Source organism: Variovorax sp. JS1663 (genome assembly GCF_002157355.1).
Lineage (GTDB): Bacteria > Pseudomonadota > Gammaproteobacteria > Burkholderiales > Burkholderiaceae_C > Variovorax.
Map to the genome: position 1 here is coordinate 1 of NZ_LYMK01000028.1, position 22,155 is coordinate 22,155.

At 68.2% G+C, this 22,155-nt stretch carries 17 protein-coding genes and 4 tRNA genes; 7 read left to right on the top strand and 14 right to left on the bottom strand.

The window, feature by feature from the left end; translation table 11 throughout:
* The first annotated feature begins 143 nt into the window (after positions 1-143).
* Positions 144-968 (top strand): glutamate racemase, encoded by an 825-nt coding sequence (murI, locus tag A8M77_RS21915; protein WP_086923631.1) that lies wholly within the window; start codon positions 144-146, stop codon positions 966-968.
* A 30-nt stretch (positions 969-998) separates the two neighbouring features.
* Complete coding sequence (locus A8M77_RS21920) at positions 999-1,742, top strand: hypothetical protein (RefSeq protein ID WP_238136919.1); 744 nt, start codon at positions 999-1,001, stop codon at positions 1,740-1,742.
* On the opposite strand, the gene A8M77_RS21925 is transcribed toward A8M77_RS21920, so the two are convergent.
* The 12 genes from A8M77_RS21925 to A8M77_RS21980 form a co-directional block, all read right to left on the bottom strand.
* The gene (locus A8M77_RS21925; RefSeq protein ID WP_086923702.1) at positions 1,709-3,049 is read right to left on the bottom strand and encodes an MFS transporter; all 1,341 of its coding nucleotides are present in this window, start codon (positions 3,047-3,049) and stop codon (positions 1,709-1,711) included. The two genes, A8M77_RS21920 and A8M77_RS21925, sit on opposite strands and share 34 nt — an antisense overlap.
* A 67-nt stretch (positions 3,050-3,116) precedes the next feature.
* On the bottom strand, positions 3,117-3,746 hold the full coding sequence (locus A8M77_RS21930) for a DUF6806 family protein (protein WP_086923633.1): 630 nt from the start codon (positions 3,744-3,746) through the stop codon (positions 3,117-3,119).
* A 23-nt stretch (positions 3,747-3,769) separates the two neighbouring features.
* Positions 3,770-3,862: transfer RNA gene (locus tag A8M77_RS21935), tRNA-Leu, on the bottom strand.
* Positions 3,863-3,949: 87 nt separating this feature from the next.
* Positions 3,950-4,023, bottom strand: a tRNA-Cys gene (locus tag A8M77_RS21940).
* Between the two features lie 77 nt (positions 4,024-4,100).
* Positions 4,101-4,176, bottom strand: a tRNA-Gly gene (locus A8M77_RS21945).
* Between the two features lie 54 nt (positions 4,177-4,230).
* Positions 4,231-6,672, bottom strand: a complete 2,442-nt coding sequence (lon, locus tag A8M77_RS21950) for an endopeptidase La (protein WP_086923634.1) — start codon at positions 6,670-6,672, stop codon at positions 4,231-4,233.
* Between the two features lie 123 nt (positions 6,673-6,795).
* The gene (clpX, locus tag A8M77_RS21955) at positions 6,796-8,061 is read right to left on the bottom strand and encodes an ATP-dependent Clp protease ATP-binding subunit ClpX (protein ID WP_086923635.1); all 1,266 of its coding nucleotides are present in this window, start codon (positions 8,059-8,061) and stop codon (positions 6,796-6,798) included.
* Positions 8,062-8,207: 146 nt separating this feature from the next.
* A complete protein-coding gene (clpP, locus tag A8M77_RS21960) occupies positions 8,208-8,816 on the bottom strand; it encodes an ATP-dependent Clp endopeptidase proteolytic subunit ClpP (protein ID WP_086923636.1) in 609 nt (202 codons plus the stop codon).
* An 89-nt stretch (positions 8,817-8,905) separates the two neighbouring features.
* On the bottom strand, positions 8,906-10,219 hold the full coding sequence (gene tig, locus A8M77_RS21965) for a trigger factor (RefSeq protein ID WP_086923637.1): 1,314 nt from the start codon (positions 10,217-10,219) through the stop codon (positions 8,906-8,908).
* Positions 10,220-10,248: 29 nt separating this feature from the next.
* Positions 10,249-10,335 (bottom strand) — tRNA-Leu (locus A8M77_RS21970).
* A 121-nt stretch (positions 10,336-10,456) separates the two neighbouring features.
* Positions 10,457-13,630 carry an efflux RND transporter permease subunit gene (locus A8M77_RS21975; protein WP_086923638.1) on the bottom strand — a complete coding sequence of 1,058 codons (3,174 nt, stop codon included), beginning with the start codon at positions 13,628-13,630 and terminating at the stop codon, positions 10,457-10,459.
* A gap of 10 nt (positions 13,631-13,640) precedes the next feature.
* A complete protein-coding gene (locus A8M77_RS21980) occupies positions 13,641-14,813 on the bottom strand; it encodes an efflux RND transporter periplasmic adaptor subunit (protein ID WP_086923639.1) in 1,173 nt (390 codons plus the stop codon).
* Between the two features lie 227 nt (positions 14,814-15,040).
* On the opposite strand from A8M77_RS21980, the gene A8M77_RS21985 reads away from it, so the two are divergent.
* Positions 15,041-15,460 carry a cupin domain-containing protein gene (locus A8M77_RS21985; protein ID WP_086923640.1) on the top strand — a complete coding sequence of 140 codons (420 nt, stop codon included), beginning with the start codon at positions 15,041-15,043 and terminating at the stop codon, positions 15,458-15,460.
* A gap of 25 nt (positions 15,461-15,485) precedes the next feature.
* Positions 15,486-16,421: an NADP-dependent oxidoreductase gene (locus tag A8M77_RS21990; RefSeq protein ID WP_202820648.1), complete on the top strand. Its 936-nt coding sequence runs from the start codon at positions 15,486-15,488 to the stop codon at positions 16,419-16,421.
* Here A8M77_RS21990 and A8M77_RS21995 read toward each other — a convergent pair.
* Positions 16,418-18,328 carry a potassium transporter Kup gene (locus tag A8M77_RS21995; protein ID WP_202820649.1) on the bottom strand — a complete coding sequence of 637 codons (1,911 nt, stop codon included), beginning with the start codon at positions 18,326-18,328 and terminating at the stop codon, positions 16,418-16,420. The two genes, A8M77_RS21990 and A8M77_RS21995, sit on opposite strands and share 4 nt — an antisense overlap.
* Positions 18,329-18,387: 59 nt before the next feature.
* Between A8M77_RS21995 and hpnC the strand changes: the two genes are divergently transcribed.
* Genes hpnC through hpnE form a run of 3 tightly spaced genes read left to right on the top strand, consistent with a single transcriptional unit; the run spans position 18,388 to position 21,412 of the window.
* Entirely contained in the window at positions 18,388-19,302 is a 915-nt protein-coding gene (gene hpnC, locus A8M77_RS22000) for a squalene synthase HpnC (protein WP_443272093.1), read from the top strand.
* Complete coding sequence (gene hpnD, locus A8M77_RS22005) at positions 19,299-20,138, top strand: presqualene diphosphate synthase HpnD (protein ID WP_086923642.1); 840 nt, start codon at positions 19,299-19,301, stop codon at positions 20,136-20,138. The genes hpnC and hpnD overlap by 4 nt, the downstream gene beginning before the upstream one ends.
* Complete coding sequence (gene hpnE / locus A8M77_RS22010) at positions 20,135-21,412, top strand: hydroxysqualene dehydroxylase HpnE (RefSeq protein ID WP_238136920.1); 1,278 nt, start codon at positions 20,135-20,137, stop codon at positions 21,410-21,412. Before hpnD ends, hpnE begins: the two co-directional genes overlap by 4 nt.
* Before the next feature lie 13 nt (positions 21,413-21,425).
* On the opposite strand, the gene A8M77_RS22015 is transcribed toward hpnE, so the two are convergent.
* On the bottom strand, positions 21,426-22,151 hold the full coding sequence (locus A8M77_RS22015; RefSeq protein ID WP_086923643.1) for an HAD family hydrolase: 726 nt from the start codon (positions 22,149-22,151) through the stop codon (positions 21,426-21,428).
* Positions 22,152-22,155: the final 4 nt, after the last annotated feature.

Here is a 22,155-nt window from a genome sequence, read left to right on the forward strand (position 1 = left end):
ATCTACGAGTTCGACGTGGTGGACATGCCGGTGACGGTGGCGGTCGACGCGGGGGGCACCAGCGCGCACATCACCGGGCCGGCCGCGTGGCAGAAGCGCATCGCCAGCGGCGAGTTCAAGACCATCATGATGGAAGAGGCTGCTTGAGCGATCCGGGCGTCCCTTCAGGGCGGCCGATCGGCGTCTTCGACAGCGGCGTCGGCGGCCTCAGCGTGCTGAATGCGCTGCGCGAGGCGTTGCCGCAAGAACGCTTTGTGTACTTCGCCGACAACGGCCATGCACCCTACGGCGAGCGCGGCGACACCTACGTGGCGCAGCGCACCGCGACGGTCGCCCGCTACCTGCGCGAGCGACACGGCATCAAGGCGCTGGTGGTTGCCTGCAACACCGCCACGGCGGCCGCGATCCATGCGTTGCGCGAGGAGCACCCGGACCTGCCGGTGGTCGGGGTCGAGCCGGCGCTCAAGCCGGCGGTGGCCGCGAGCCGCACCGGCCACATCGCGGTGATCGCGACCCGGGTCACGCTGGAGAGCCGCAAGTTCGAGGCGCTGCATGCCTCGCTCGCCGGCCAGGCTGCGTTCCACGTCGTGCCCTGCGATGGCCTGGCAGGCGCCATCGAGCGCGCCGACGATGCCGCGATTGCGCGCCTGAGCGAGGGCTATCTGCGCGACGCCGGCCGCTTCGGCAGCGCGCCGGGGGAGATCGACACGCTCGTGCTGGGTTGCACGCACTACCCCTTCATCACCGCCGAGTTGCGTCGCCATTGCGGTGAAGCGGTGCGCTTCATCGACACCGGCGCACCGGTCGCCCAGCAGACGCGGCGGCTGCTGGCGCAGGCCGGGCAACTGGCCAGCGATGGCGACGGCGCGGTCATGCTCGTCAGCAGCGGCGAGCCGGGGGCACTCGACGCCGCCGCTGCGCGCTGGCTGGCGCGCCCTGTCGCCGATGCGGTCCCTGCCGCGGCCTGACCGTTCTCCCGCATGCGCCGAAGCCTTTTCGTGGCCTGCCTCCTGATGACCATCGGGACGGTCGGGCACGCGGCCTGCGAGACAGGCTTGGCAGAGCGCATGCACGCCAAGCTGCACGCCGGCCGTGCGCTCGACCACGAACGTGCCGTCTGCCAGCCGTGGCGGGGCGTCAACGGCCGCGTCATCGTCGTGCTGCCGCTGCCACGCCCTTCGTCCGTGCCCGGCTTCACGCAGTTCGATCTCGACGTGCTGGTCGTGCAGCAGGCCGACAACGGCAACAGCGAACGCGCCGCGGTCGTCAGCCGGCTCTTCGAGCCCGAGGCCCTGCGCGAATACGACGTCCGCATCAGCGCGATCAAGGTCGACACCACCCGCTACATGCTGGCGGGCGATGCACGCGCCTTCGGGCTGCGCGTCCTGCGCCAGGGCACGTCGCGCGAGCGCCCCTATTCGAACGAGACGCTGAGCCTCTACATCCCACAGGGTCCGAAGCTCGCCAAGGTGATCGACGGACTCGAGGTGGTGCTGGAACGGGGTGAATGGGATGCCAATTGCGCCGGCAGCTTCGAGACCGTGCGGGGCAACCTGTCGGTCGCGCGCAGCACGAGCCAAGGCTACGCCGACCTGCTCCTGCGCCAGTCGAGATCGGAGACGGTCTCCAGCGCACAGGGCGAGGCGTGCGTGACGCAGGAACGAGCCGCCACGTTCAACACGCAGACACTGCGCTACGACGGCACGGTCTATCGCGCCGCCAGGGGCTCGACACCGGACTGAGGCACAGCTTCTTCGCGCAGCGCCGCCGCGCGCCCGCGCCGCATGTCGATCGGCAGCAGCAGCAGCAGGCCGGCCACGAAAAGCACGGTGGTCGCGAGGATGGCGATGCGCTGGTTGCCGCCGGTCATCCAGGTGATGGCCCCGTAGCTCAGCGGCCCGATGATGCCCGCCAGCCGCGTCGCGAAGGTCCACAGGCCGAAGAACTCGGCCAGTTGGCGCGGCGGCGCGAGCACACCCGTCATGGCGCGGCCGGCCGACTGGCTCGATCCCATCGCGAGGCCCGCGATCGATGCGGCCCACCAGAAGCCACCTTTGGTCGTGACCGAGGCCGCGATCAGGCACACCGCGATCCAAGCCACCAGCGTGCCCGCGAGCGCGCGCCGGTGGCCGATGCGGTCCTGCAGGTAGCCGAAGCAGAAGGCGCCGAGCGCCGCAGCGACGTTGAGCACGAAGATCAGCACCATGGTCTCGCTCGGCACGAAGCCGATCACCTGCTCGGCGTAGATCGCCGCCAGCGTGATTGCCACCGCCACACCGCCCTGGTAGCAGACGGTGCAGGACAGCAACCACATGAAGTCGCGGTAGGCGCGCGCCTGCTGGAAGGTTTCACGAAGCTGCTGCCAGGCACTGCGGCGGTCGCTCGCAGCCGTGGGCACGGCGCGCTCCGGCAGCAGCGCAAAGGTGGCGCAAGCCGCCGTGCCATAGATGGCAGCGGTGATCAGCATGGTCACCGGCACGAAATGCGAGGCCGGCAGTCCCCGCGCCTGCGACCACAGCACATAGGCCAGGCACAGCCCCAGCGCGAGCATGCCGCCGACATAGCCGAAGGCCCATCCCCAGCCGCTGACCTTGCCCATGCCCTCGGCCGTGGCCAGCTCAGGCAGGAAGGCGCCGGTGAGCGACTCGCCGTACGAATAGAAGGCGTTGGAGACGACCACCAGCGCCATGGCGAGCGCCACGCCGGCCGCACCGCCGAACTGCGGCGTGACCGCCAGCGCCGCGGTGCCCAGCACGCAGCCCGTCGTGACGAGGACCAGCACCTTCTTCTTGGCCGCATGCAGGTCGGCCCAGGCGCCGATCGCCGGCATGCTCAGCATCACGATCGCGTAGGAGATGCTCAGCGCCACGGTCCAGGCGAAGGGCCCCCACGGCGCGCCCTTGGCGATCCCGCCGACGAAGTAGGCGGCGAATACTGCCGTGATCACCACCGTGGTGTAGCCGGAGTTGGCGAAGTCGTACATCGCCCAACCGAACACCTCGCGCTTGCGCACGCCGGGACGCAGGGCGGACTGGGAAAAAAGGGCCAAGCGACGCTCCTCGAATGGAAGGTCGCCGAGCATAGCGGAGCAGCCTGACCGCTCCGTGGCGAAAGACTCAGTGCAGGTGCCGCGGACGGCGTCCGCCGCCATGGCCGCCGCCGGTGCCACCGGTGCCGCCGCGGGGGCGCTTGCCGATCTCCAGCGAGTTCACCAGCGCGTCGAAGCGGTCGCCGAAGAGCTTGTCGATCTCGGCCACCACGCCGCCGAGCTCCGCGCCGTCGAAATGACGCTCCATGAGATTCACCACGTCCTCGACCAGCAGGTCGCGCTGCACCTGCATGATCGCCGCCGGGTTCGGGCCGACGAAGAGCATCAGGAAGTCGTCACGCGACTCTTCCTCGGGATCGCCCTCCTCTTCGTCGAAGTCGGTGTCGTAGAAGGTGACCTCGATCGCGGCACCCTGCTCGGCCAGTTCGTTCAGCGCCATGCACATCTCGTCGAGGGCCTGGCGGAAGTCCTCGTCACCGGCCACCGTCCAGCAGATCTGGAGCATGTGCTCCTTCTGCTCGAAGCGGATGCCCGGTTCCTCCTCGTAGACGCTGCTGGCGCCATCGGCCAGCGAGCGGGCGCCGGCGTATTTCCAGAGGGGTTTGAGGGCTTCCTGGATCTGCTCGAAGTTCACGTCGGAGCGCAGCGGCACGTCGCCGTGGACGTGGATCTCGAATGGAGCGTTGTAGCGAGGCATGTCATGGCTCCCTTGTGATGTGGTGGTGCCCGGAACCGGGGTCGAACCGGTACGCCCCTTATGCAGGAAGCGGCGGATTTTAAGTCCGATGTGTCTACCAATTTCACCATCCGGGCGTCCGGGTGGATATGGACGATACCCGAAACGAAAACAGCCCCGACAACGATGGTTGGAGGGGCTGTTCGATCGATAACGGGAAAGGGTGGAGGCGCGACCCGGAGTCGAACCGGGCTAGACGGATTTGCAATCCGTTGCATAACCGCTTTGCTATCGCGCCACGCGTTGAATCGACGTTTTCTTTTTAGTCAGAGCTCGCGAAAAAAAGGGAAGCTTGAAGCTTCCCTTTTTGAAAACTGGAGCGGGAAAAGAGTCTCGAACTCTCGACCTCAACCTTGGCAAGGTTGCGCTCTACCAACTGAGCTATTCCCGCGTCTGAAGCCTCAAATTATATCTCATTTTTTCGAGGTCTCGCAACTGGTCGACCTCAATGTTTGATCGATCCCTCGACAGCCTGTGCCGCGCGTTGCTTGGCCGATTCGGCCATCGCAGCCGCAGCAGCTGCGACCTCTTCGTCAGACAGCGGCGTGGGCTGCTTCTCCAGCGCGATCTCGAGCACCTTGTCGATCCATTTCACCGGCACGATCTCGAGGCCATTCTTCACGTTCTCGGGAATGTCCTGCAGGTCCTTGGCGTTCTCTTCAGGGATCAGCACGGTCTTGATGCCACCGCGCAGCGCGGCCAGCAGCTTCTCTTTCAGGCCGCCGATGGCCGTGACTTCGCCGCGCAGCGTGATCTCGCCAGTCATCGCCACGTCGGCACGCACCGGGATGCCGGTCAGCGCCGAGACGAAGGCCGTGGTCATCGCCGCGCCGGCACTGGGGCCGTCCTTGGGCGTCGCGCCATCCGGCACATGGATGTGGATGTCCCGCTTCTCGAACATTTCGTCCTTGATGCCGAGCCTGCGCGAACGGCTGCGCACCACCGTGCGCGCGGCTTCGACCGACTCCTTCATCACGTCACCCAGCGAACCGGTACGGCTGATCACGCCCTTGCCCGGCATGGTCACCGCCTCGATGGTCAGCAGGTCGCCGCCCACCTCGGTCCAGGCCAGTCCGACCACCTGGCCGACCTGATTCTGCTTCTCGGCGAGGCCGAAGGTGTACTTGCGCACGCCCAGGAACTCGTTGAGGTTCTTGCCCTCGACCACCACTTGAGGCGTCATCTTCTTGAGCAGCAGGCCCTTGACCACCTTGCGGCAGATCTTGGAGAGCTCGCGCTCGAGCGAGCGCACGCCGGCCTCGCGGGTGTAGTAGCGCACGATGTCGCGTACGGCCTCCTCGGTGATCTGCAGCTCGTCGTCCTTCACGCCGTTGTTCTTCATCTGCTTGGGCAGCAGGTACTTCAGCGCAATGTGCGTCTTCTCGTCCTCGGTGTAGCCCGCCAGGCGGATCACTTCCATCCGGTCCAGGAGCGCCGGCGGAATGTTCATCGAGTTCGAGGTGGCGACGAACATAACGTCCGACAGGTCGAAGTCGACCTCGACGTAGTGGTCGCCGAAGGTGTGGTTCTGCTCGGGGTCCAGCACTTCCAGCAGTGCGCTCGAGGGATCGCCGCGGAAGTCGGTACCCAGCTTGTCGATCTCGTCCAGCAGGAACAGCGGATTGCGCGTGCCCACCTTGTTGAGGCTCTGCAGCACCTTGCCCGGCAACGCGCCGATGTAGGTGCGGCGGTGGCCGCGGATCTCGGCCTCGTCGCGCATGCCGCCCAGTGCCATGCGGGTGTACTTGCGGCCGGTCGCCTTGGCGATCGACTGCCCCAGCGAGGTCTTGCCCACGCCCGGCGGGCCAACCAGGCACAGGATCGGCGCCTTTACCTTGTCCACGCGCTGCTGCACCGCGAGGTACTCGAGGATGCGGTCCTTGACCTTCTCCAGGCCATAGTGGTCCTCGTTGAGCACCTCCTCGGCGTGGGCCAGGTCGTGCTTGATCTTGGTCTTCTTGCTCCAGGGCAGGCCGACCAGCACATCGATGTAATTGCGCACCACGGTGGCCTCGGCCGACATGGGCGACATCAGCTTGAGCTTCTTGAGCTCGCCCTCGGCCTTCTTGAGCGCTTCCTTGGGCATCTTGGCGAGCTTGATCTTCTTCTCGATCTCCTCGATGTCCGCGCCCTCCTCGCCTTCGCCAAGCTCCTTCTGGATCGCCTTGACCTGCTCGTTGAGGTAGAAGTCGCGCTGGTTCTTCTCCATCTGGCGCTTCACGCGGCCGCGGATCTTCTTGTCGACGTTGAGGATGTCGACCTCGCGCTCCAGCTGGCCGAACAGATTCTCCAGCCGCGATTTGATGTCGTCCAGGTCCAGCACCGCCTGCTTGTTGTCCAGCTTGAGCGGCAGGTGCGCGGCGATGGTGTCGGCCAGGCGGCCGGGGTCGTCGATGCTCGAGATGGAAGTCAGGATCTCGGGCGGAATCTTCTTGTTGAGCTTGACGTACTGGTCGAACTGCTGCATCACCGCACGACGCAGCGCCTCGACCTCGGTGCCCTTCTGCGCGGCGGCTTCGGGCAACTCGACCGGCGTCACGTTCGCCGAGAAATGCGTTTCGCCATCGTCGATGCGGTTGACGCGTGCGCGCTGCTGGCCTTCGACCAGCACCTTCACCGTTCCGTCGGGCAGCTTCAGCATCTGCAGGATGGTGGAGATGCAGCCGACCTCGAACATGTCCTCGACGGAGGGCTCGTCCTTGGCGGCGGCCTTCTGGGCAACCAGCATGATCCGGCGCTCCGCTTCCATCGCAAGCTCAAGGGCCTTGATGCTCTTGGGACGGCCCACGAACAGCGGTATCACCATGTGGGGGAACACGACCACATCGCGCAACGGCAGCAATGGCAGGTCGAGTTCGGTGGCAGGCAGGGGGGTATGACCGGACATGGGAATCCTTTACTTGATCATGGAAAGATGGTCGGCCGCGCGCGCTTTTCAAGCCCGCGGGCACGGTAATCGCCGAAGACGCCGGTCGCCGGTATCGGAGGGGCCGGCCTGACAGTCACCCAGTCAGGCCTTCTTGGCTGCCTCGCGGTACACGAGGAGCGGCGGCTTGCTTTCGTCGATTGTGGATTCTTCGACCACGACCTTGTCGACATTGGTGGCATTCGGCAGCTCGAACATGGTGTCGATCAGCGACTGCTCCAGGATCGAGCGCAGGCCGCGTGCGCCGGTCTTGCGGGCCAGTGCCTTGCGTGCGATGGCACGCAGCGCGGCTGGACGGATCTCCAGGTCCACGCCTTCCATCTGCAGCAGCTTGGTGAACTGCTTGACGACCGCGTTCTTCGGCTCGGTCAGGATCTGGACCAGCGCGTCCTCTGTCAGCTCGGCCAGGGAGGCCACGACCGGCATCCGGCCGACCAGTTCCGGGATCAGGCCGAACTTGATCAGGTCCTCGGGCTCGACTTCGCGGAACACCTCTGTCAGGCTGCGCTGCTGCTTGCTCTTGACGGAGGCGCCGAAGCCGATGCCCGACGCCTCGGTGCGGTTCTCGATTACCTTCTCCAGCCCCGCGAAGGCACCGCCGCAGATGAACAGGATGTTGGTCGTGTCGATCTGCAGGAAGTCTTGGTTGGGGTGCTTGCGCCCGCCCTGGGGCGGCACGCTCGCCATGGTGCCCTCGATCAGCTTGAGCAGCGCCTGCTGCACGCCCTCGCCCGAGACGTCGCGCGTGATCGAGGGGTTGTCGGACTTGCGCGAGATCTTGTCGATCTCGTCGATGTAGACGATGCCGCGCTGGGCGCGCTCGACCTCGTAGTTGCAGCTCTGCAGCAGCTTCTGGATGATGTTCTCGACGTCCTCACCGACGTAGCCGGCTTCCGTCAATGTGGTGGCGTCGGCCATCACGAAGGGCACGTCCAGCATGCGTGCCAGCGTCTGGGCCAGCAGGGTCTTGCCGGAGCCGGTGGGGCCGATCAGCAGGATGTTGCTCTTGCTGAGCTCGACGTCGTCGCCCTTGGCCTTGTCCTTGTGGCGCAGGCGCTTGTAGTGGTTGTAGACCGCGACAGACAGCATGCGCTTGGCAGGCTCCTGGCCGATCACGTAGTTGTCGAGGTTGGCCTTGATCTCGGACGGCGTCGGCAGGTCGCTGCGCGCCTCGCGCGACTCCTCACCCGTCGGCAGTTCGTCACGGATGATCTCATTGCACAGGTCGATGCACTCGTCGCAGATGAAAACCGACGGGCCGGCGATCAGCTTCTTGACCTCGTGCTGGCTCTTCCCGCAGAACGAGCAATAAAGCGTTTTTTCGCTGGAAGAGCCTTTTTTCTCGGCCATGGACAGATGCCTCGTAACAGGGGTTTAACAATGATAGCGAAGAAGGAAGACCCTCGGCCTGCCCCCGGCCCGAACAAAAACGGCGTTTTCCGTGCGGAAAACGCCGTCTTCGCCTGGGCGCCGCAGCACCGGCCGCGAACGCTCCATCAACCGCGCTTGGCGATCACCTGGTCGACGATGCCGTACTCCTTGGCCTCGTCAGCGCTCAGGAAGTAGTCGCGCTCGGTGTCGCGGGCAACCTTCTCCACGCTCTGGCCGGTGCGCTCGGCCAGGATGCGGTTCATCTGCTCACGGGTCTTGAGGATGTCGCGGGCATGGATCTCGATGTCCGTGGCCTGCCCGCGGGCGCCGCCCAGGACCTGGTGGATCATGATCTTCGAGTTGGGCAGCGAGAAGCGCTTGCCCTTGGCGCCGGCCGCCAGCAGGAATGCGCCCATGCTGGCCGCGAAGCCCACGCACAGGGTCGACACGTCCGGCTTGATGAACTGCATGGTGTCGTAGATCGCCATGCCGGCGCTCACGCTGCCGCCCGGGGAGTTGATGTAGAACGAAATGTCCTTGTCCGGGTTTTCGCTCTCGAGGAAGAGAAGCTGCGCCACCACAAGGTTGGCGGTCTGGTCGTTCACTTCACCGACCAGGAAGATCACCCGCTCCTTGAGCAGCCGCGAATAGATGTCGTAGGAACGCTCGCCGCGGCCCGATTGCTCGATGACCATCGGGATCATGCCGAGGCCTTGAATGTCCTGTGCGCTCATGTGTTGCTCTCCAGAGAGGTTTGTACTGTACCGAGACGAAATGGGGCTCGTGCTGCAAAGCACAAGCCCCATGCGGCGGCGGCCGGCGATCAGCCCTGCTGGGCCATCAGCTCGTCGAAGGACACCGATTTGGCGTTGACCTTGGCCTTGCCCAGGACGAAGTCCGTCACGTTGTTCTCGATGACCACCGCCTCGACCTCGGCCAGACGCCGGTTGTCGCTGAAGTACCAGCGCACCACGTCGGCCGGCTTCTCGTAGCTGGCGGCCAGCTCGTCGATGTGGGCCTTGATCTGCTCCGGCTTGGCCTGCAGGTTGTTGGCGCGCACCAATTCGGCCACGACCAGGCCCAGGCGCACACGGCGCTCGGCCTGCGGGCGGAACACGTCGTCGGGGATGGGGGCCTTGTCGGCGTCCTTGATGCCGCGCTGCTTGAGCTCGGCGCGCGCGCCTTCGACCATGCGGTCGACCTCGGCCTGCACGCTGGACTTGGGCAGGTCCAGCTCGGCATTGGCGACCAGGGCATCCATGACCGCGGTCTTGTTGCGCGCCAGCAGGCGGAACTTGACCTCGCGCTCGAGGTTCTTCTTGATGTCGGCGCGCAGGCCCTCGACCGTGGCGTCGGCGATGCCCAGCGACTTGGCCAGCTGCTCGTTGACCTCCGGCAGGTGCGAGGCCTCGATCTTCTTCACGGTGACCATGAAGTCGGCCTGCTTGCCGGCCACGTCCTTGCCGTGGTAGTCGGCCGGGAAGGACAGCGGGAAGGTGCGGCTGTCGCCGGCCTTCAGGCCGCGCACGGCGTCCTCGAATTCCTTGAGCATCTGGCCTTCGCCGACGATGAACTGGAAGTCGTCGGCCTTGCCGCCCTGGAAGGGCTCGCCGTCGATCTTGCCCTCGAAGTCGACCGTGACGCGGTCACCGTCCTGGGCCGCGGCGTCCTGGGCGCGCTGGGCGAAGGTGCGGCGCTGCTTGCGCAGGATGTCCAGCGTCTTGTCGATGGCGTCGTCGCCGACTTCGGCGCTGAGCTTCTCGACCTCGGCATTGGACAGGTCGTTGATCTTGACCTCCGGGAAAACCTCGAAGACCGCGTCGAAGGCCAGTTGACCATCGGGCGCTTCTTCCTTCTCGGTGATGCGCGGCTGGCCGGCCACGCGCAGCTTGGCCTCGTTCGCGGCCAGCGAGAAGGCCTCGCCGACCTTGTCGTTCATGACCTCGTAGTGCACCGAGTAGCCATAGCGCTGGGCCACCACCGTCATCGGCACCTTGCCGGGACGGAAGCCGTCCATCTTGACGGTGCGGGCCAGCTTCTTGAGGCGTGAATCGACCTCGGACTGGATGGTGCCGACGGGCAAGGTCAGCGTGATCTTGCGCTCGAGCTTCTCGAGGGTCTCAACGTTCACGGTCATTTCGTATCTTCCTTGTGAGGGTCTTGTGCTGGTGCGCGGGGCCGGACTCGAACCGGCACGTTCTTGCGAACGTCAGGACCTAAACCTGGTGCGTCTACCAATTTCGCCACCCGCGCGGTCCCCAGTTTTTCCAGTTTTCCAGGTGACGAATACGGAAGGCGGCCCTCAAGGCCGCCTTCGCATTCGACGAGCAGCCGGCCGGAAAGCCGACCGCCTGAAATCGGTCAACCGCGTATTTTAAGCGCGAACCAGGGCCTCCTCGGCTTCCTTGGCCGGGTTCGCTTCATCGCGCCGGACGCGGAACCAGGCCGCATACATTGCCGGCAGCGCCAGCAGCGTGAGCACGGTGGCCACGACCAGGCCGCCCATGATGGCCACGGCCATCGGGCCCCAGAACACGCTGCGCGACAGCGGGATCATCGCCAGCACCGCCGCCGCGGCGGTCAGCACGATCGGGCGCAACCGGCGCACCGCCGATTCGACGATCGCATCCCAGGTCGCCACGCCCGCGGCGCGGTCGTGCTCGATCTGGTCGATCAGGATCACCGCGTTGCGCTGGATCATCCCCATCAGCGCGATCACGCCCAGCAGCGCGACGAAGCCGAAGGGCCGGTTGGAGATCAAAAGCGCCCCGGCCACCCCGGCGATGCCCAGCGGCCCGGTCAGGAACACCAGCATCGAGCGGCTGAAGCTGTGCAGCTGCAGCATCAGCAGCGTGAAGGTCAGGAACAGCATGATCGGCACGCCGGCCACGATCGAGGACGAGCCCTTGCTGCTCTCCTCCACCGCGCCCGCCACCTCGATACGGTAGCCGCCCTGCCCCTCGGCGTGCCATTTCGCCTCCAGTTTGCGCAGCGCGGGCAGCAACTGCTCGGTGACGGTCGCGCCCTGCAGGCCCTCGATGATGTCGCCCTGCACCGTGATCGCGTAGTCGCGGTTCTCGCGCCACATCACGCCCGGCTCCCAGGTGAAGACCGGCTTGGCGATCTGCAGCAGCGGGATCGAGCGGCCCGAGGCGGTCGGCAGGTAGGCGTTGCCGATGTCCGAAATGGCCTCGCGCTCGTCGGGCTGCTGGCGCAGCACGATGTCGATCAGCAGGTCGTTCTCGCGGTATTGCCCGACGGTGGTGCCGCTGAACATGGTGCGCGAGGCCTGGGCGATGGCCTGGCTGGTGACGCCCAGCGCGCGCGCCTTGTCCTGGTCGACCACCAGCCGGATCACCTTGACCGACTCGTTCCAGTTGTCGTTCACCCCGCGCATGTTGGGGTTCTCGCGCATGATGGCCTTGACCTCGTCGGCATGGATGCGCAACTGCCCCGGCTCGGTGCCGATGACGCGGAACTGCACCGGATACGCCACCGGCGGCCCGTTGGGCAGCAGCTTCACCCGCCCGCGAATCTCGGGGAATTCCTCCGCCAGCAGCGCCGGCAGGGCCAGGCGCAGCTTTTCGCGCACCTTGAGGTCCTTGGCCAGCACGATGAGCTGCGAGACGTTGGACTGCGGGAACACCTGGTCCAGCGGCAGGTAGAAGCGCGGCACGCCGGAGCCGACCCAGGTGCTGACGGTGGCGACGCCCTCCTCCTTGAGAAGGCGCTGCTCGACCCGCTTGGCCACTTCCTCGTTGGCGGCGAAGGAGGTGCCTTCCGGGAACCACAGGTCGACCATGATCTCCGGCCGGCTCGAATCGGGGAAGAACTGCTGCTGCACCTTGCCCATGCCCACGATGCCCAGCGCGAAGATCAGGAGCGTCGCGCCGATGGTGAGCCAGCGGTGCTCGACGCACCAGTTCACCGTGCGCCTGAAGGTGTTGTAGAAGCGCGAGTCGAACAGCTCGTGCGGCGGTGCGTCCGGATCGTGCGGCTTGACCTTCAGCAGCAAGGTGCCCAGGTAGGGCACGAAGTACACCGAGACGAGCCAGGACAGCACCAGCGCGATCACGGTCACGAAGAAGATGGCGAAGGTGTATTCGCCCACCGTCGACTTGGCAATGCCGATGGGCAGGAAACCGGCGGCCGTGATCAGCGTTCCGGTCAGCATCGGCTTGGCGGTGACGTCGTAGGCGAAGGTGGCGGCGCGCACCTTGTCGTAGCCCTCCTCCATCTTCCGCACCATCATCTCGACCGCGATGATCGCGTCGTCCACCAGGAGGCCCAGCGCGATGATCAGCGAGCCCAGCGAGATCTTGTGCAGCCCGATGCCGAAGTAGTGCATCGCCAGGAAGGTCACGGCCAGCACCAGCGGGATGGTGATCGCCACCACCAGTCCCGGCCGGATGTCGATGTGCCAGCCGAAGCGCCCGCCCTTGTGCAGGCCCAGGGAGATGAAGCTCACCGCCAGCACGATCGCCACCGCCTCGATCAGCACCCGCACGAACTCGTTGACCGAGGTCGCGACCGCCACCGGCTGGTCCTGCACCTGCAACAGCTTCACGCCCGCCGGCAGCCGCTTGTCGATCTCGGCGGTGGCTGCGCGCAGCGACTTGCCCAGCGCGATGATGTCGCCGCCCTTGGCCATGGAGATGCCCAACCCGATCACCTCCTTGCCCTGGTGCCGCACCTTGACCTGCGGCGGGTCGACGTAGGCGCGGCGGATCTCCGCGATGTCGCCCAGCCGCATCTGGTTGCCGGAGCTCCCGCGGATCGGCATCGCGCGCAGTTGCTCCACGCTGGTGAACTGGCCGGCCACGCGCACCTGCACCACGTCGGCCGGCGCCTGGATCGTGCCGGCGCTCTCGACCGCGTTCTGCTGCCCGAGCTGGGACAGCACGCTGTTGAAGTCCAGTCCCAGTTGCGCCAGGCGCTTCTGCGAGACCTCGACGAAGACCTTCTCGTCCTGCACCCCGAACTGCTCGACCTTGGCCACGTCCTTCACGCGCAGCAGCTGCTGGCGCACGTCGTCGGCGAAGGTCTTGAGTTCGGCATAGCTGAAGCCGTCGCTCTCCAGCGCGTAGATCACGCCGTAGACGTCGCCGAACTCGTCGTTGAAGAAGGGGCCCTGGATGCCCGCCGGCAGGGTGCCGCGGATGTCGCCGATCTTCTTGCGCACCGTGTACCAGACGTTGGACACATCGCCCGGCGGCGACGAGTCCTTGATCTGGAAGATGATCTGCGACTCGCCCGGCTTGGAGTAGCTGCGGATCTTGTCGGCATAGGGCGCCTCCTGCAGCGTGCGCTCGATCTTGTCGGTCACCTGCTCGGCCACCTGCTGTGCCGTCGCGCCGGGCCAGTAGGTGCGCACCACCATCGCGCGGAAGGTGAAGGGCGGATCCTCGTCCTGCCCCAGCTGGAAGTAGGAGGCGAAGCCCAGCAGCATCAGCACCAGCATCAGGTAGCGGGTGAGTGCCGAATGGTCCAGCGCCCATTTCGAGAGGTTGAAGCCGGCCTTGCCGGCGCCAGCGGTCTGCGCGGTCATGGCGGCCTCGTCAGCGGGAAGCGGAAACCGGCGTGACTGTAACCGGTGCGTTGACGGCCTCCTGGATCGCCGACGTTGCAGGCGCGGCCCACTTGTCCCGGTAGATCGACACCTTCTGTCCCGGCGACAGCACGTGCACGCCGGCCACGACCACCTGCATGCCCGGCGTCAGGCCTGCGCCGATCACCGCCTCGTTGCCGTCCGCTGTGTTCACCTGCACCGGCTGCGAGCGCACCGTCATGCTGGCCTTGTCCAGCACCCAGACGGCACTGCCCTTGCCTTCCTGGCGCAGCGCGCTGGTCGGCAGCTTGATCACCGGCGTGCCGCTGTGCGAAAGGGCCTGCGGGCGGGCATAGACGGTCGCGCCGAGCGCCGGCGCCGTGGCGGCATCGATCGCGACCTTGACCGTGTAGGTGCGCGTCACCGCGTCGGCGCTGGCCGCCACCTCTCGCACCTTGCCTTCCATCTCCTTGCCGTCGGCCCAGCCGCGCACCGCCACGGCGGAGCCGGTCTTCATCAGCCCGGCGCGGTCTTCCGGCACCGAGAACACCACGTCGCGCGCGCCGTCCTGCGCGATGCGCACGACCGGCGTGCCGGCCGAGACCACTTGCCCCGGCTCGGCCTCGATCGCCGTGATGATGCCCGGGACGTCGGCCACCAGCGTCGTGTACTGGGTCTGGTTGCCCTGCGTGGTCAATTGCGCCTGCGCCTGCTCCAGTTGCGCCTGGGCCGCCTTGTACGTGCTCTCGCGCCGCTCCAGCTCGGCGGCGCTGATGAAGTTCTGCTCCCGCAGGCCGCGGTAGCGCTTCAGGTCGGCCGCGGCCAGGTCACGATTGGTCAGGGCCGCGGCCTGCTGGGCGCGCGCCGCCTCGGCCGCGAGCCGGTAGTCCTGCGGATCGAGCTGGGCCAGCGCCTGCCCGGCCTGGACGTGCTGGCCCAGTTCGGCCTGCCGGCGGGTGATCTTGCCGGCCACCCGGAAGCCCAGCCGCGATTCGATCCGCGCCCGCACCTCGCCGGCGAACTCGGGCTCCGTGCCGTAGGCGCTGGTGCCCACCGTCATCACCTTGACCGCGCGCAGCGGCTCCGCGGTGGGCTGGGGACGGGAGCAGCCGGCGAGCGCCAGCGCTGAGAGCAGCAGGAGGCCGGCGTGACGAATGGCGGGGGAAGCGGACAACGCGGTCATGGAACACCCTTGGAAGAACGATGGGGGTCATTAATGACCGGCCGGTTAGTAATCTAGGGTAAACGCGAACCGCTGTCAATTACCAAAGCCGCCGGCTGCAGGGGGACGAAGGGGGTTGCTCGCGACCGGCTGGCCTCCTCGAATCTCTTCGAATTGGCCGCCGCCGCGGAGGGTGGCCGATTCCAGAATTTCCTCACCGAAACCACTCATCCCCCTGGAGATTCGCCATGAAGTTCCCCCTTCTTTCCGCCAGCGCCCTGGCCCTCGCCGCTCTCGCCTTCGGACAGAACGCGCTGGCGCACGGCAACCACGAAGAGGAAAAAGTCACCCCGCTGCAGATCCGGAAGCTGCCCGACATCCCCGGCAAGCAGGCCATCGTCGCCATCGTGGACTTCGCGCCCGGTCAGGCGGCGCAGCCCCATGCCCACCCGGGATCGCTCTTCGCCTACGTGCTCGAGGGCGAGCTCGTGTCGCAGCTCGAAGGACAGGCGCCGGTGACCTACCGGAAAGGCCAGACCTGGTACGAACCACCGCACGTCGATCACGTGGTGGCGCGCAATCCGAGCCGGACCCGGCCGGCCAGGCTGCTGGTGCACGTCCTGGTCGACGAAGGCGGCCAGGTCAAGCAGCCGCTGGAACAGCGCTGAGCCCGGCTTCCACCAGGAGCACACCATGCCAACGATGAAAGCCGCTCGCATCGATCGCTTCGGCCCGATCGGGCACATCGCGCTGCGGGAGATCGAGCGTCCCGCGCCCGGCCCCGGCGAGGTGCTCGTGCGGGTCCACGCCTCCGGGGTCGGCCCCTGGGATGCCTGGATCCGCACCGGCCAGTCGACCCGCGTGCCCGCGGAGTCCCTCCCTGTGACCCTGGGCTCGGACCTGTCCGGTGTCGTGGAGGCCATCGGGCCGGGCGTCGTTTCCGTCGCCGTGGGCGACGAAGTCTTCGGCGTCACCAACCCCTGGTTCAACGGCGCCAATGCGGAGTTCGCCCTCGCGCAGGCTTCCATGATCGCCCGCAAGCCCGCGCGGCTCGGACACGTTGCGGCGGCGTCGATGCCGGTCATCGCGGTGACGGCCTGGCAGGTGCTGGCCGAGTACGGCGGACTCGAGGCGGGCCAGCGCGTCCTGGTGCTCGGCGCGGCCGGCAACGTCGGCGCCTATGCCGTGCAGCTCGCACGCAGCCTGGGCGCCACGGTCGTCGCGCTCACCCGGCCGCACGAGTCGCAGCGCGTCAGGGACCTGGGCGCTGCCGAGGCGATCGGTCCCGAGGATCTCGAAGCCGAGAGCGCCCTGGCCGACATCGTCATCGACACGGTCGGCGAAGCGCTGCAGCAGCGGGCTCTCGCCGCCCTGAGGCCGGGCGCCATCCTCGTGTCCGCCGTGTCGCCCCCCGATGCGGCCCTGGCAGCGGCGCGCCATGCCCGGGCGGTGTTCTTCATCGTCGAGGTGACAACCGAGCGCCTGACCCGCATCGCGGACATGGCCGAGCGCGGCGAGCTGGTCCCCAACGTCGGCATCGTGCTCCCGCTGGGCGAGATCCACCGGGCGCACGAGATGCTCGACGGCCTGCGCGAACGACCCACGGGCAAGATCGTCCTGAGCGGCTAGGTCCGTTGCCCGAGCTCGACCAGGCTGTTGCCGGGAATCTTGAAGTAGTCCGAAGCCCGCCCCGCGTTGCGCTGCATCCAGGCGAACAGCGCCCGGCGCAGCGGGTTCATGCCCGGCAGCGGCTTGTCGCCCAACGAGGCACGCGAGACGAAGTACGAGCTGCTCATCGACTCGACGGCCAGGGTCTGCTGGTAGGCCAGGATGCGGACGAACTCCGGCACGTCGGCCCGCTCCATGAAGCCATGCCGCGCCGTCGCCACCCAGATGCCGTGGCCGAGGCTGCGGGCCTCGATGCGCTGCCGCGCGTCGACGCGCGGCGTGTCACAGGCCAGCACCCGCAGCAGGATCACCTGCTCGTGCAGCACCTGGTTGTGCTTGAGGTTGTGCAGCAGCGCATGCGGCACCGCGTCGACGTCGGGGTTGAGAAAGATCGCCGTGCCGTGCACGCGGTGCGGCATGCTGACCGCGAGCGCTTCGACGAAGGGCTCCACCGGCACCCGCTGCGCCGCAGCCGCCTGCAGACCCAGCCGACGGCCTTTGGCCCAGGTGGTGAAGACCAGCAGCGCGAACGCGGCAACCGCCAGCGTGAGCCAGCCGCCCTCGTGGACCTTGAGGCTGTTGGCCACCACGAAGCCCAGGTCCACCACGGCGAAAGCCAGCACGCCCAGCGCGACCGCCATCCGGTTCCAGCGCCAGAGCCGGAGGGCCACCACCCCGGCCAGCAGCGTGGTGCACACCATCGTGACCGAGACCGCGATGCCATAGGCCGCCGACAGCGCGCTGGAGCTGCGGAAGCCCAGCACCAGCAGCACCACGCCCACCATCAACAGCCAGTTGATCGCCGGCACGTAGATCTGGCCGATCGCCTCGCCCGAGGTCTGGACCACCCGCATGCGCGGCAGGTAGCCCATGCGGATGGCCTGGGCGGTCAGCGAAAAGGCGCCCGAGATCACGGCCTGCGAGGCGATCACCGTGGCCATCGCGGCCAGCACCACCATCGGCAGCACCGCCCAGCCGGGGAACAGGCGGAAGAAGGGGTTGTCCGCCGCCGCCGGCTGTGCCAGCACCAGCGCGCCCTGGCCGAAGTAGTTGAGCACCAGCCCGGGCAGCGCGACGAACAGCCAGGCCAGCCGGATCGGCCGCGCGCCGAAATGCCCCATGTCGGCATACAGCGCCTCGCCGCCAGTGAAAGCCAGGAACACCGCCCCCAGCACCGCCAGTGACTGCGCATGGTGCGTCAGCAGGAAGTTCAAGGCATGGCGCGGATCGAGGGCCGCCAGCACCTGCGGCTGCTCCAGCACCTTCCACAGGCCCGCCAGCCCGACCACCGCGAACCACAGCAGCATCACCGGCCCGAAGACCCGTCCGACCGCGCCGGTGCCGCGGCGCTGCACCGCGAACAGGACGATCAGGATCAGCACGGTGATCGGGATCACGAAGGGCTTGAGCGCATGCGCCTCGACCTCCAGGCCCTCGACCGCCGACAGCACCGAAATGGCCGGCGTGATCAGGCTGTCGCCGTAGAACATCGCCGCGCCGACCAGTCCCAGCCCGCCGATCACCGTCCCGAGCCAGGGCCGTGCGCCCGTGCCGGCGATCGCATTGCGCGCCAGCGCCTGCAGGGCCAGGATGCCGCCCTCGCCGTCGTGGTCGGCGCGCAGCACGAAGACCACGTACTTCAGCGTCACCACGAACATCAGGCCCCAGAAGATCAGCGACAGCAGCCCCAGCACCGCGCCTGCCGAAAAGACCACGCCATGCTCCGGATTGAGCGTCTCCTTGAAGGCGTAGAGCGGCGACGTGCCGATGTCGCCGAAGACCACGCCGAGCGCGGCGACCAGCAGGCCGGGCCCGGACTTGGCATGCGTGGGGTCGGCGGGGCTCAGCGTCTGTGCGGAAGAGTTCATGGCGTGAAAGCGTGCTGCGGCGCAATGATCGTACTGCCGCGTGCACGACAATCCGGCGCGTGCCTTCCACGTCTTCTCCCGCCACTGCGGCGGCGCCCACCCATTACGAGAACTTTCCGGTCGCATCCTGGCTGTGCCCGCCGCGGCTGCGGCCGCCCATCGCGGCGATCTATGCCTTCGCGCGCACGGCCGACGACATTGCCGACGAGGGCGATGCCCCTGCCGCACAACGCCTCGAAGACCTGCGTGCCTTTCGCGCCGCGCTCGCAGCCGCGGCGCGCGGCGCGCCATCTCCAGCACGCTGGCCGGAGGTCTTCGGCCCGCTCGCACAGGCCATGCGCGACTTCGCCCTGCCCGAGTCGCTGCTGGCCGACCTGTTGTCCGCCTTCCTGCAGGACATCGAGAAGACGCGCGATGCCGCGGGCTATGCCGACCGCGCCGAGCTGCTGGACTACTGCCGCCGCTCGGCCAACCCGGTCGGACGGCTGCTGCTGCACCTCTACGGCGTCGACGACGCGCGCGCGCTCGCGCAGAGCGACGCCATCTGCAGCGCGCTTCAGCTCATCAATTTCTGGCAGGACCTGGGCCTGGACCTGCCGCGCGGCCGCTTCTACCTGCCGGCGGCCGACCTGGCGTCGCACGGCCTGACGGCCCAGGCGCTCCGAGACTTCAGGCCGCTGGCACCCGCCGCGCCGCCGGCCGCCGCCCTCGCGCTGGTCGCGGGCCAGGTGGCCTGGGCGCGCGCGCTGATGAACGAAGGCGCCCCGCTCGTGCACCACCTGCCCGGCCGGGCCGGCTGGGAGCTGCGCTTCGTGGTGCAGGGCGGCCTGCGCATCCTCGACAAGATCGAGGCGCTGGGCTTCGACAGCTGGTCGCGCCGCCCCACCATCGGCAAGGCCGACGCGCCGCTGCTGGCCTGGCGGACCCTGTGGATGCGGAGACAATCGCCCGCGATGACGAGTTCTCCACGATGACCCCCGAGCAGTACGTCCAGGACAAGGCTGCCGCCTCGGGCAGCAGCTTCTACTACGCCTTCCTCTTCCTGCCCAGGCCGCGCCGCGCCGCGATCACGGCCTTCTATGCCTTCTGCCGCGAGGTCGACGACGTGGTCGACGAGGTCAGCGACCCCGGCGTCGCCGCCACCAAGCTCGCCTGGTGGCGCAACGAGGTCGCACAGGCCTTCGCCGGCCGGCCGCAGCATCCGGTGATGCAGGCGCTGATGCCGCACACCGGCACCTACGGCATCGAGGCCCGCCAGCTTCAGGAAGTGATCGAGGGCTGCCAGATGGACCTGGAGCAGACCCGCTACCTCGACTTCGCCGGCCTGAAGCATTACTGCCACCTGGTGGCTGGCGTGGTGGGCGAAGGTGCTGCGCGCATCTTCGGCCAGACCGATCCGCAGACCACCACCTATGCGCACAAGCTGGGCCTGGCGCTGCAGCTCACCAACATCATCCGCGACGTCGGCGAGGACGCGCTGCGCGGGCGCATCTACCTGCCGGTCAACGAGCTGCAGCAGTACGACGTCAAGGCGCACGAGATCCTCAACCGCGTGCATTCCGAGCGCTTCGTCACGCTCATGAAGTTCCAGGCGCAGCGCGCCCACGCGGCCTACGACGAAGCCCTGGCCCTGCTGCCCGCGGCCGACCGGCGCGCGCAGAAGCCGGGCCTGATGATGGCCAGCATCTACCGCACGCTGCTGCGCGAGATCGAGCGCGACAACTTCCAGGTGCTGAACCAGCGCGTGAGCCTGACGCCGCTGCGCAAGCTCTGGCTGGCGTGGCGCGTTCAAGCCCTCGGCAGGTTGTGAAAAAAGAAATCGCCGTCATCGGCGCAGGCTGGGCCGGCCTGGCCTGTGCGATCGAAGCCCGGCGCGCAGGCCACGCGGTGAGGGTGTTCGAGGCCGCGCGCACCCTCGGCGGCCGCGCCCGTGCCCTGCCTGCGCGCCTGCCCGACGGCGCGCCCGTCCTGCTCGACAACGGCCAGCACATCCTGATCGGCGCCTACAGCGCCACGCTGGGCCTGATGCGCGAGCTGGGCATCGACCCGGACGCGGTGCTGCACCGGATGCCGCTGCAGCTGCGCTTCGCCGACGGCGGCGGCCTCCAGGTGCCGGCGGGCTGGCCGCCGCCGCTGGACCTGCTGGCCGGCATCCTCGGCGCGCGCGGCTGGTCGCTGCGCGACAAGGCCGCGCTGGTGGCCATCGCGCTGCGCTGGCGCGCCACGGGCTTCCGCTGCGACCCGCAGGCCTCGGTCGAGCGGCTCTGCGCCGCCCTGACGCCGCGCGTGCGGCGCGAGCTCGTCGAGCCGCTGTGCGTCTCGGCCCTCAACACGCCGGTAGCCCGTGCCAGCGGTCAGGTCTTCCTGCGCGTGCTGCACGACGCCCTCTTCACCGAACGCGGCGGCGCCGATCTGTTGCTGCCACGCGTGGACCTGGGTGCCCTGCTGCCCGACGCGGCGGGCCGCTGGCTCGCGCAGCACGGCGCGCAGGTGGCGATGGGCGTGCGAGTGCAGGCGCTGTCGCGCAGTGCCGCGGGCTGGCTGGTCGATGGCCAGCGCTTCGACCGCGTGGTCCTCGCGTGCCCGCCCTGGGAAGCCGCGCGCCTGGCCGCCGCGGCCGGGCTGCTCGAGACCACGGGCTGGGCCCAGCTCGCGCAGGCGCTGCAGCACGAGGCCATCGCCACCGTCTACACCACCGGCGGCACGGCGCTGCCGGCCCCGCTGCTGGCGATGCGGACGTCGGCCGCCGCGCCAGCCCAGTTCGTCTTCGACCGCGGCCAGCTCGGCGGCCCGGCCGGCCTGCTGGCCTTCGTGGTCAGCGCCAGCAGCGAGGAACGCGGGACGCTGGAGCAGCAGGTGCTGGCGCAGGCGCGCGAGCAGCTGGGCCAGGCCGGTCTCGCGCCACTGCTGACGGTGGTGGAGAAGCGTGCCACCTTCGCCTGCACGCCGGGTCTGGAGCGCCCGGCGGCGCGCATCGCCCCGGGGCTCCTCGCATGCGGCGACTACGTGGAGGGCCCGTACCCCGCCACGATCGAAGGTGCCTTGCGCAGCGGCAAGGCCGCGGGCAGCCTCGGCCCGGCTTAGGCGGCCTGCGGCGTCAGCCGGCCTCCAGCGCGATGCACAACGCCTGCAGGTTCGGCACGATCAGCTGCGGCCGCGCGCCGTGCTCCCAGGGCCGTTCGTCGCGCACCAGCCAGGCCGCCTGCATGCCAGCGTCGAGCGCACCCACCACGTCCAGCGCCGCGTCGTCGCCCACGTGGAGCACGTCTTTGGGCAGCAGGCCGACCGAGGCCGCGGCGGCGCGGAAGATGGCCGGGTGCGGCTTGCCGCTGCCGAACTCGCGCGCGCTGAAGGCCGCGCGGAACCAACGCCCCACGCCGGTGTGTTCCACGCTGGCATTGCCGTTGGAGACGGCCACCAGCGGATAGCGTTCGCTCAGCCATTTGAGCGCCGGCAGCGCGTCGTCGTAGAGCGTGACCCGCTGGCGCTCGGCGAAGAAGACCTCGAAGGCCGGATCGGCCAGCGCCGGGTCCTCGCCCGCGCGCCGCAGCGCGGTGCGGATGGACTCGCGGCGCAGCGCGCTCAGGTCGTGCGCGAGGTCGGAGCGTTCCTTGGCCGTGGCTTCGCGCAGCTCGCGCAGCACGCCGGGGCTGATCAGCAGGTCTGCGGTCTTCGGTGCCTCGCGCACCAGCCACTCGTGCAGCACGCGCTCGGCGCGCTCGATGGTGGGCCAGATGGGCCAGAGGGTGTCGTCGAGGTCAAGCGAGATCGCGGCGATGCGCTTCACGTCGAGCGCCGGGGTGTCGGGGGTCGCGGGGGCCATGGCC

What these genes read in the sequence shown, in the direction of transcription:
- A8M77_RS21930 (WP_086923633.1), bottom strand. Translation starts at nt 3,746, where the DNA reads ATGCCTCGCTACAACGCTCCATTCGAGATCCACGTCCACGGCGACGTG.
- lon (WP_086923634.1), bottom strand. Translation starts at nt 6,672, where the DNA reads ATGTCCGGTCATACCCCCCTGCCTGCCACCGAACTCGACCTGCCATTG.
- clpX (WP_086923635.1), bottom strand. Translation starts at nt 8,061, where the DNA reads ATGGCCGAGAAAAAAGGCTCTTCCAGCGAAAAAACGCTTTATTGCTCG.
- clpP (WP_086923636.1), bottom strand. Translation starts at nt 8,816, where the DNA reads ATGAGCGCACAGGACATTCAAGGCCTCGGCATGATCCCGATGGTCATC.
- tig (WP_086923637.1), bottom strand. Translation starts at nt 10,219, where the DNA reads ATGACCGTGAACGTTGAGACCCTCGAGAAGCTCGAGCGCAAGATCACG.
- A8M77_RS21975 (WP_086923638.1), bottom strand. Translation starts at nt 13,630, where the DNA reads ATGACCGCGCAGACCGCTGGCGCCGGCAAGGCCGGCTTCAACCTCTCG.
- A8M77_RS21980 (WP_086923639.1), bottom strand. Translation starts at nt 14,813, where the DNA reads ATGACCGCGTTGTCCGCTTCCCCCGCCATTCGTCACGCCGGCCTCCTG.
- A8M77_RS21985 (WP_086923640.1), top strand. Translation starts at nt 15,041, where the DNA reads ATGAAGTTCCCCCTTCTTTCCGCCAGCGCCCTGGCCCTCGCCGCTCTC.
- A8M77_RS21990 (WP_202820648.1), top strand. Translation starts at nt 15,486, where the DNA reads ATGCCAACGATGAAAGCCGCTCGCATCGATCGCTTCGGCCCGATCGGG.
- A8M77_RS21995 (WP_202820649.1), bottom strand. Translation starts at nt 18,328, where the DNA reads ATGAACTCTTCCGCACAGACGCTGAGCCCCGCCGACCCCACGCATGCC.
- hpnD (WP_086923642.1), top strand. Translation starts at nt 19,299, where the DNA reads ATGACCCCCGAGCAGTACGTCCAGGACAAGGCTGCCGCCTCGGGCAGC.
- A8M77_RS22015 (WP_086923643.1), bottom strand. Translation starts at nt 22,151, where the DNA reads ATGGCCCCCGCGACCCCCGACACCCCGGCGCTCGACGTGAAGCGCATC.